Consider the following 10,209-nt stretch of genomic DNA (forward strand, 5'->3'; position numbering starts at 1 on the left):
AAAGGCCTTGAAGAGCGCCTTCACGCTGCTGGCGCCTCCAAGTAGTGATGTTGGAGTAATACAGGCCCTCCCGGCGCAGGATGGCACCGATATCGCCGGGATCAGTAGCGGCGTCAATTTCAGAGAGAATCCGGAGCTTGTATTTGGCCGTAAATCTCCGCCGTGGTTTCTTTTCCGGTACTTCCGGATCGGGTCTTTGTGGTGTTGAGTCGTTCAATGGTCCTGGTTGCTGTTTGGTGTTGATGGATTTTACTTTCAGCTGCATGTGAAAACTCCTAACCGCCCTACACTAATTTTGCAAGGGGTAGGTGTTTCACCCATATTGACACAGAGGGGAGCGATGTTTGGTAAAGAACAGGGCGAAAAAACTTGTCGTATGGATAGATAGCTACCCAGCGTTAATCGACTGACAGGTTCTCGCTATTTTTTGTTTTACATGAAGATACAGGAATATTCTGCTCCACCCCATCCACCTTATTCGGCAATATTATTTCACAAATAGAGAACAGGCTAACCGCATCCACCGGTTTTTTTAAATATGCGATCCCGCCCAGTTCCATGCAATGGTCACACTCCTCATCGCTTGCTTTACCGCTGAAAAACACAATGGGGATATGGGCGGTCGCAATATCTGCCTTGAGCATTCTGCACACTTCTCTACCATCTTTTCCGGGCATGACAATGTCCAGCAAAATAAGATCGGGAGGATTGGTCGACTGGGCTATTTGTAATGCGGCATCACCAGTTGATGCCGCCGCCACTTCATACTTTTCTTCCAACAACCCCACCAGCAGCTCAAGATTGATGGGGGCATCGTCAACCACAAGAATCCTCTTTTGAGACATGTTATATGTTCCTTGTTTTACTGCTTCTGGTTAGTCAAAAATATCTGGCGACAAAACGCTACCAATGGCCGTTTGCTGATCCGGCGGATAAAAAACCCAGACTGCGTTTATTCTTCAGCAGTAAGAGCAGCAATAGATTGCAAAACGATCCTTAACGCCTCTCCGGCAGCTTTGACATCTTCATGCCGGACCTTCTTCTCCCCTGCCTGCTCCTCAAGAACAGCACAACAGCAAAACAAGCGGCCAGCGCCTATATTGCCGGCAACGCCTTTGAGCCGGTGTGCAATCATCTCGGCATGCTGCCAGTCGGAAGCAGCGGTTGCGCCCTGAAACTCAACCATAAAGTCCTGCTGCGTTTCCGCAAACATTTTGAGCAGTTTCAGGTAAAGTTTCCTGTTGTCCCTTGTTCTTGCCAGCCCGTCCTCGGTATCAATCCCTTCCACTATGGGAAATAGTATACCGGTATTATGGACATCATCACAACCCTGAACGCTTCCGGTCGAGGGCGCAACCCATTTTGCCAGAGTGTGAACAAGATTTTTCATATCGATCGGCTTACCTATGTGGTCGTTCATTCCGGCTTCCAACACCTTCTCCCGGTCGCCATTCATGGTATTGGCAGTCATGGCGAGAATGGGCAGATCCTTGAATCGTTCCTGCACGCGGATTCTGCGACTCGCCTCATAACCGTCCATCACCGGCATCCGGCAATCCATCAGAACCCCATCGAATGTGGTGCCAGAAAGCTTTTCCAGTGCTTCCACACCATTTCGTGCTACTTCTACATCAATGCCGATACTACTGAGCAAATCACAGGCGAGTTCCAAGTTGATTTCGTTGTCTTCCACAAGCAATAATTTACTTTCCCTGAGACACGCAACATCTTCGTCATATGACCTCTGGACGCTTTGGACCGGTTCGTTTTTTGCGACGCTACACAATCCCATTGCATCCATGATCGCATCGTACAAGACAGGGCTTGTGATCGGCTTTGCAAGAAATGAGGAAATATTAACTCCTTTTGCACCGCGCGCACCGTTTTTGCCGTCACATGGGGTCATTGCGATCACCTTGGGATATCCGGTGAAGCCCGGACTGTTTTGCATGGTCTTTACGCTCTCAAAACCGGTTGTTCCCGACATATCCCAATCCATTAACACCAGCATGTATGGATCACCGCTACTATCCCCTTCCTGGAGTCGTAAAAGGCCCTCGTTTTCAGATTTCGCCTGCTCGACACGGAGACCAAAACCGGTAAGCAGTAAACTGAGATTTTCCCACAAAGCCGAATCTTCCGCCACAACCAGCACTCTGAAAAAACCGATTTTCGCGCTGGCTGCGTATTGATCCGAATGACCCCTCTGGCTTTTTTGCAATATCAAGGTGAACTGAAAGGAGCTGCCGGCATCCTTTTCACTCTCTACCCAGATATTGCCTCCCATAAGGTGAATGAGGTTATGACAAATCGCAAGCCCCAGACCTGTCCCGCCATATGTTCGAGTTGTTGATGCGTCCGCCTGGGAAAACGATTGAAAGAGCTTCTCCTGTTGCGCCCTTGTCAACCCTATCCCGTTGTCATTAACCGAGAAGTAGAGTTCTGCTTCAGATTCATTTTGCGATAAAATCGCCACAGATACAGTTATCTCACCTTTTTCGGTGAACTTCACCGCGTTGTCTGCAAGATTAATGAGGATTTGGCCCAGGCGCAGAGGGTCACCGACAAAATTATCAGGTATGTCTGGTGCCAGGTTGACTGTCAGCGCAAGGCCTTTTTCCTCAGCCTTCAACCCAACGAGATTCGCCATATTGTTCAGGACATCGCTCAGGTGAAAATCTATCTTTTCAAGATCGAGTCTGCCAGCCTCGATCTTGGAAAAGTCGAGAATGTCATCAATTATCCCGAGCAACAGCTCGGATGAACGATGAACCTTTTCGATGTAATTGCGCTGGGTGGAGTTCAACCCGGTCTGCAACACCAGATACGACATCCCGATGATGGCATTCATCGGGGTGCGGATCTCGTGGCTCATCTTCGCAAGAAAATCGCTTTTTGCCATGGTTGCTTGTTCCGCACTTTTTTTCGCTTTAAGCAGGTCCTGCTGCGCATTTTTTCGGTCAGTTACATCCTGTTTGGTTTCAAGGTAACGCGTAATCCGGCCTGATTCGTCATAAATTGGCGATATAGTGGTATCTTGCCAGTACAGTTCACCGTTTTTTCTCTTATTGACCAGCTCCCCTTCCCAGATTCCTCCGGTTGTAACCGTCTCCCTCAATCGGTTGTAAAAAACTTGCGAGTGTTTACCGAACTTGAAATCCTCGAGCTGCTGACCGACAGCTTCCGCAGATGTGTACCCCGTGATCTTGGTGAAGGCCGGATTGACATACTCAATAAATCCGTCAAGATCTGTGATCGCAACAGACGATGGGCTCTGGTTCACGGCTTTCGAGAGTTTCCTCAGTTTACTCTCAGTCTCTTTGCGTACAGCTATATTGCGTATCACGCCGACTGCATACCACTCCCCCCTTACCTGGAAAGAGGATATCCCGACTTCCACCGGGAATTTCGATCCGTCTGGAGCCAGACATGTAAGTTCCTGAATTTTTCCGATGGCTGGTCCGTGACCGGTCTTTGCAAAATGTGCAAGCCCCCGAGCTGCCCGCTCCCTTTCCTCCGCCGGGACGCATAGCGTATGCAGATGCTTGTCGATGAAGTCGGCCTTAGTTCCACCAAAAAACTTTTCCGCAGCATGGTTCATGTATTTTATTTCGCCCTTGGAATCGATCATGATCAACGCATCTGGAACCGCCTGGCTCATGGCACGAATTCGATTTTCTTTTTCAGCCAGAAGCGCTTGAGCATTTTTTCGTTCCGCTATTTCCCGAGCCATCCGCCGGTTCCAGAAGAGAACAATTGCGATAATAGTGACGGTCCCCAAAGCTACCTTCAAGATCAAGGAGTAATCGACTCCCTTGTCATAAGTTACCTTGAGCCATTTGTGGAGAATGGCGCTATGTTCTTCCGGCGAAATCGAGGCAAGAGTTTTATCGATTATGGAAACTACTTCAGGATATTGCGGATCAACACCGAAGCGGTGGTCAAAAATAAATTCGGTTTGGCCGGCTATCTTGAGATTCTTAAAGCCAAGCCTCTGGATCATATCGACAGTAACCGCGAGATGGCCGACAAATGCGTCAACTTCGGAATTGGCCACCATGATAAGAGCTTGTTCTATACTGTCCGCTTCTCTCACCTGGATCTCAGGGTAGCTCTCCCTGAGAAAATTATTACTTGTACTCTGCTGAACAACGCAGACTTTGCGTCCATTGAGTTCCTCAGTCCCGGCAATGGAATGATGACTGTCCAGGGTGACTATGACAAGCGGGAAAGTAACAAGAGGTTCGGAGTAGAGTGTCTCCCGTTTTACTGGACATTTTTTACCAAGACCAGGTACAACACTTATCTCTCCTTTGTTATATTTTTCCAACACCTCAGGCCAGATCCTGCTGGGAAAAAGCTTGAACTTCAGACCGCTTCTCTCGGATATGAGCCCCATGTAGTCGGCGAAAATACCGTCATATTTTTGCTGATCATTAATGATAAAAAGAGGAGAGCGGGAAATCTCGCTGAAAAACAACGGACCATGCTCGGCAATAAATTGCTTTTCCTGCGGCGTTAATTTGACAGTTTCAGCATTATTGGTGCCGTTCAGCCCCACCCAGCGACCGAGGACACTATGCTTTTCGGCAATATCCAGGGAATCAAAAGCCTTGTTAAGGATAGAGGCGAGCTCCGGCCAATCGTTACGCACCCCGATGGATAATACTGTGCCAACATCCTGCAAGCTCCCCTGGACTTTCAGGTTGGAGAACATCTGCTGCAAGACGATATAACTTGCTACAGCTCGATTACCCGCATAAGCATCAGCATCGCCAAAGGAGACGGCCCTGAGGCACGACTGGGTATCTGGATATTCCGCAATATTGATTTCCGGGTGATATTGACGGAAATGTTCGACTTTTGCAAATCCGGACTCCAGGGCAAGGGTTTTTCCGTGCAGATCCTGCTCCTGGGAATAAATTGAACCTTCTTTTCTTGCGATGATGACATGGCCTATGGACAAATAAGGCTCGGTAAACAAGAGATATTTTTCCAGGTTCGGATCGGGAGTTGCGTCCATCAAGGCGTCAGCCTTTTTTTCCTGCACAGCCTGGAGGTTGTCGATATATTGCCCCGATTTGATCTCTACTTCAAGACCTAGTTTGTCTTCGATTATTTTCAGGTAATCGACACCGATACCCGCAGGCACTCCTGCCGAAGTCGTAAAATCCATCGGCGGCAGGGAAGACAGAATGCGAACGGTAATTTTGCGGTGTTCAGAAAGCCACTTCTTCTCCTCATCGGAGAGCTGCAGCAGGTCGTCTCCACCCTGTTTTTTATTCTTGTGACGAAAGTTTGTCCATTTACGATGGATATCAAAAATCTTTTCCCGGGGAACAACAGCCAGAACTTTATCGAGTATCGAAACCATTTCTGGCCAGTCGTTGCGAACCGCCATTGCCAGTTCCTGATCGACGGCCGGAATCTGAAAAGCAACCTTTACGTTGTCGATTTCTAGTTTTTCAAGCAAATAAGATGTTGCTTCCAGGTTGCCGACAAACAACTCTACGTCACCCGCTGACAGGGCAAGAACCGCTTCCCTCACTGTTGAATACAGAATTGGCTGGAGGCCGGTGTGCTCATCCAGCCACCCATGATGGGAACTGTTCGTCTGTACCCCAATGAGCTTATCGTCCAAGTCTGCCATAGACGAGGGTCTGACCCCACCCTTCCTGTAAAACACCACCCGGGGAAAGAAAAGATAGGGGGTAGAATAGGTGAAATATTGCCTTCTTTCCTCTGTTATTCCGACACAGGGCAATATATCGATCTCATGCTTTTGCGCCTTTTCGACGGTCTCTTGCCACGTAAGATCCTGGGCGACCTCAAACTTTATTCCGAGAACACCGCTTATAAGCGACATGAAATCAGCAGAAATCCCCTGGTACTCTCCTTTTTCATCAACAAATTCAAACGGTGCAAAACCGGGATCAATCCCAATGCGGAGAACTGGATGTTCCTCGATCCATTGGTGCTCTTTCTGCGAGAACTCTACGGTGCTTTTGACGTCACTCAGCCACGCTTCGCTGGTTGTCGCGTAACTATCCGGAATCTGCGACATAAAATTGTGATTCCCCCCAAGAAAACCGAGAAAAAATAGGACCGCAAGCAGACTCCAGACTGTTTTATGACACTTCTTATAAATGACTGACAATGCTTTCATTAACTATCCTGATTACCCATAAAACTCAGCAGCAATGAGCTCTAAAGAAATAGCACTATCATGACGCCCCCCTACCCCGTCATGGTATTCTATTTGTTTCTTTATATAAAGGGGGGCCATGGCCCAAAAGTTGGGTACAATTACAAACAGGGCACAGTTGGGCTATTTTCACCAGATATGCGCGACAGAAGAAAAGTTTCAGAAAAAACTCTTCAACTGTCGATGGGCCCACGTTTTTGCGATGCCCGAAATGCAGATATGACGGTTATTCTTTGCTGACTCCCGTCAGCTCTTCAGGGATAGCGACTGTCGATATCATTATCGCCTTGTACCTGAAGGTTTTTTAGCCGATATTTTTATTATTAGTTAGCCTTATATTTAACGGGCTGCATTAGTGTCGCTATTTATCGAGTCTGCCGTGGCCAGTTTTCCATGACCTGCAACACTACCAAAAAATGTAAATGTGCAAATATTAGCGTGCAAATCAGCAGGCAACAATCATTATATTGCAAAAGATCGTCCTCGATTATTGTACGTTCAATTAATTGATCGACGATCTTTTTCTTTTTCAATGTGTTAACTCAGATCTCCTGTCTATTGGCCGACATTGATGCAACGGCGTCAACTCCCCGAAACAGTATCTTGTTAAAAATAACAAGATACTGTTTCGGATTTTTTCATCCGGCTCATTTTCTTTATTATCCCATCGATGAGCGATGAAATTTTCATTATTCTGGAGCCAGTAGATTGAACATATTTTCTTTAAACACAACCATTTAATTTATTGCTTTTACTCACACAATAAGACAGAAAATATTAAGTAAACAGGGAATTATTCAAAAGTTGATATTTTCTATTACCACTATGTAGTGATTGCCTTAATGACCGACATTGCCGTTATAATTTCCCTGTAACCTGACAACAATAATTAGTCAATATTATTAAACCAATAATAGTCTGGAGAACATTATGAAACTGTAAAATACCCTGCATATATCCAGTACCAACGCTAAAACAAACTGCATATTAAGCCGTACGCTGATTACCAATCATAAGGTATACTTGGTTCACGAGCGCCAGAAACATAAGTTACTTACCCAGAAAGATTTTAAAGTGTGCTCAGACCCTATTGGCCCTAGAACAGTTCATAACCCTTTTGCATACTTTATCGGCCAATCTTATGATTTCTCAAAGAGTTCCGAATATGTTCATCAGGATTGAATTCAGCAGAGTAAGGTGGCAGAAAGAAAAGTTTGAGCCGAACATCACTATCCCTCACAAATTCACTTACCTCTCGTGAACAATTTACCGCATCATTGTCGACAATCAGGAATATCAGCCGTGAGCTGTTATGAATCAACCTCTGCAAAAACTCGATAAAAACACTTGCCGTTACCAGTTCTTCCGTTACCATGAACCGAAGAGCCCCACGGCCCCTGAAGGCAGAAATAAGATTGACTCCAAGCGGTGTCTCAGTTGTTTTGACCGCCGGAGTTTTTCCTTTTAGCGCCCAAGTTGCTCCGGAATAACAGTCAGAGCTTGCCGACAACTTATCACTGAAGTAGATTTCAGCATTATTTTCGCTGGCAAGTTTGCGAATCTTCCGGTAATCCTCCGCCATCCACCTGGACACTGAAAGCTCATCACGCTGTATGGTTCTATGCTTGAAGCGTTGAGGGCGCAAGCCAAATTTTTTAAGGAGACGACCTACCGATACGTCGCTCATTGTCACGTTAAATTCTCGCTCAATAAGGTCTCTAACCATGGACCGTGTCCAGAGGGCGAATTCAAATTTTAGCTCTCTCGGGTCAGTCCCAACAACGAGGCGATATACCCTGTTGATTTGTTGCGCGTTAAGTTTGGGCATTTTACCAGGTGCCTTTCGACTCCGAAGAGCATCAAGCCCGCCTTCTCTGTACTTTGCAAGCCACTCGTAAATGAGTGTCCGGGAAAATCCCAGAGCCTTGATTACCGTTTCCGGGCTTTCTCCGGCCTCCACACGCTGTACAGCCCGTATGCGGATAACCTCAAGCGCTTTACGATCAATTTTTCTTCCGTCTGAATCATTCATGGACAGAGTACAAACAGTGTCTACTGGTTAACGTACTGCTTAATATTAAACATCGAAAAAGCCTGCCGAGCAGCAGTACTGAATTGAGATCACGGCATCCAACCTCTCTTTTTCCTGGTGTCAGCCCAATTGTCGCCTGCTGAGAGAACACGGGCAGACATCGGTAAAAATTGGGCGAACGCCGGCCCCCCTGTTACACTTGCCTCGCACAGACTCGTCAGACTCGTCTTTTTTCCTTTACCGATCAAAATCCTTTGACAGTTGGTCTCATCCATGATGCTGACCATTTGATTGGAGGAAATTACACCCATATCATCTTCTCTGCTGACAACAATAATACTGGTACCAGGCCTGATCGCTGCGATAGTGACTACGACACGACGCAGATCGCACGCATCTCGCTCTGCCACCAAAACAATGTCGATATCAAGAGCTCTAAGCAATTCGACACCAGTGCGAAAATCACTTACCGCAAAAGTGTTCAAGGAATCAAATCGAAGCCTACTGCGCAGCTCCGGCAAAATCGTAGAACAAGCGAACAGATTCTGCTCGTTATCAAGCAGAAGCAAAGTTGGACCAGTCAGTTCTTTAATCATGTAATTTATTCAGTAACTTGTTTTTCGAGCCATAACATGTGAAGTTGAACTGTTTCTGCAAAGGCTTCCTGATTATCACTTAAGTCCAACCCTACCCGTAATCATGCAAGAATTATTCCACAAACCCAAACACCATCAATGCTTTCAATAAATCACACCTGTTCATAATCACGTGAAAATTTAGACGGTGCAGCCGTAAGCTCAATCATGTTGAGCCAATAAAAATCCGGCTTTACTGGGCAGATCGAAAACAGATTCTCACAACGAGCACGGAGTTACAGGGCAGAAATTTTTTCCGGCTTAAAAAATCTCCTCATTTTTAACAGGTTGAAAGTTCGAGATCATCCCCCATCTACAGGGGAAAAACCCTTGACACCTTCATTCTCAAACTGAAAACAACAACCAACCATCATTCTCATTGTGAAGATTTCCAACAAAAATATTCGCGCCTCAGCTCATTTTCCTGCTCAATCTCTTGCAACCGTTACGTCTAAAAACTAACAGACAAGAACCGGATAACACACATTCCAACTATTTTGACGTTATTTTGCACGCGCTAGACAACTGTTCCAGGTGGGAACAGGGGCACTTCAATTTTTCGTTAATTTGGTATATTCTTTGCTTGGAATGTTTCGAGTCTTCTATTCTGTTACCGGATCCTGCAAATGGAGGGTTATCAAAAAACTATATAGAAGTGGTCTTAATAAATTCAATAAGCCGTTGCGTGGCAAACCTGGACGACAGCCTGTCCATACAGGTTTGCAATATATTCTGTGTCAACCCCCTTAATCTTTACCAAAATGATTGACACAGCCCGGTAACAAGGGGAGCCCTCTCTCTCCGCTTGTTACCAAACTGCTCAAAGTTTTACACCAGACATTGAGCAGTTTCTCTCCAATGTGCCGCAAATCGAAGGCACATTTCCCCCCACCTGTTCCCCGGTCTTGCTACAGGACCGGGGAACAGGCCTTCCGCTGACCTTGCACCGCTGGTGAATTATTTCTGACTTTTTAAAAACACGCGACACACACTATCAATCAATTCATTGATTAGTAGACATGTGTTATACTCCGGGCATGGAAACTGATGATGGAAGAAAAATTGACCGCAAAGGCCTTGAAGCCATCCGCATACGGGCTGTACAGCGTGTGGAAGCTGGAGAGAGCCCCGAAACTGTCATAAAGGCCCTTGGATTTACGAGAACCGTTATCTATCAATGGATTGCGAAATACCGAGAAGGCGGCATTGATGCTCTTCGCAGCCGTAAAGCACCTGGCAAGCAACCCAAACTTAACGGCAAGCAACTTCAGAAACTCTATCGAATCATTGTTGGAGTAGACCCCCGCCAACTCAAATTCGAGTTTGCCCTTTGGACA

At 46.3% G+C, this 10,209-nt stretch carries 5 protein-coding genes and 1 pseudogene; 1 reads left to right on the top strand and 5 read right to left on the bottom strand.

The genetic code is table 11. From position 1 onward, the window contains the following. From BLQ17_RS20820 to BLQ17_RS20840, 5 genes and pseudogenes are all read right to left on the bottom strand, one after another. Positions 1 to 265: pseudogene (locus BLQ17_RS20820) on the bottom strand (hypothetical protein); the annotation flags it as partial. A gap of 133 nt (positions 266 to 398) precedes the next feature. Then, on the bottom strand, positions 399 to 824 hold the full coding sequence (locus BLQ17_RS20825; protein ID WP_218121874.1) for a response regulator: 426 nt from the start codon (positions 822 to 824) through the stop codon (positions 399 to 401). Between the two features lie 128 nt (positions 825 to 952). Next, positions 953 to 6,064: a transporter substrate-binding domain-containing protein gene (locus tag BLQ17_RS20830; RefSeq protein ID WP_176761369.1), complete on the bottom strand. Its 5,112-nt coding sequence runs from the start codon at positions 6,062 to 6,064 to the stop codon at positions 953 to 955. Positions 6,065 to 7,331: 1,267 nt separating this feature from the next. Next, entirely contained in the window at positions 7,332 to 8,237 is a 906-nt protein-coding gene (locus BLQ17_RS20835) for an IS630 family transposase (protein WP_092226070.1), read from the bottom strand. A gap of 89 nt (positions 8,238 to 8,326) precedes the next feature. Beyond that, positions 8,327 to 8,833: a hypothetical protein gene (locus BLQ17_RS20840; RefSeq protein WP_092226072.1), complete on the bottom strand. Its 507-nt coding sequence runs from the start codon at positions 8,831 to 8,833 to the stop codon at positions 8,327 to 8,329. Positions 8,834 to 9,909: 1,076 nt separating this feature from the next. Here BLQ17_RS20840 and BLQ17_RS20845 point away from each other — a divergent pair. Then, positions 9,910 to 10,209 (top strand): helix-turn-helix domain-containing protein (locus BLQ17_RS20845; protein WP_176761370.1); only part of this gene is annotated, 300 nt, incomplete at its 3' end.

The sequence above is a fragment of the Desulforhopalus singaporensis genome, assembly GCF_900104445.1.
Classification (GTDB): domain Bacteria; phylum Desulfobacterota; class Desulfobulbia; order Desulfobulbales; family Desulfocapsaceae; genus Desulforhopalus_A; species Desulforhopalus_A singaporensis.

What these genes read in the sequence shown, in the direction of transcription:
- BLQ17_RS20830 (WP_176761369.1), bottom strand. Translation starts at nt 6,064, where the DNA reads ATGTCGCAGATTCCGGATAGTTACGCGACAACCAGCGAAGCGTGGCTG.
- BLQ17_RS20835 (WP_092226070.1), bottom strand. Translation starts at nt 8,237, where the DNA reads ATGAATGATTCAGACGGAAGAAAAATTGATCGTAAAGCGCTTGAGGTT.
- BLQ17_RS20840 (WP_092226072.1), bottom strand. Translation starts at nt 8,833, where the DNA reads ATGATTAAAGAACTGACTGGTCCAACTTTGCTTCTGCTTGATAACGAG.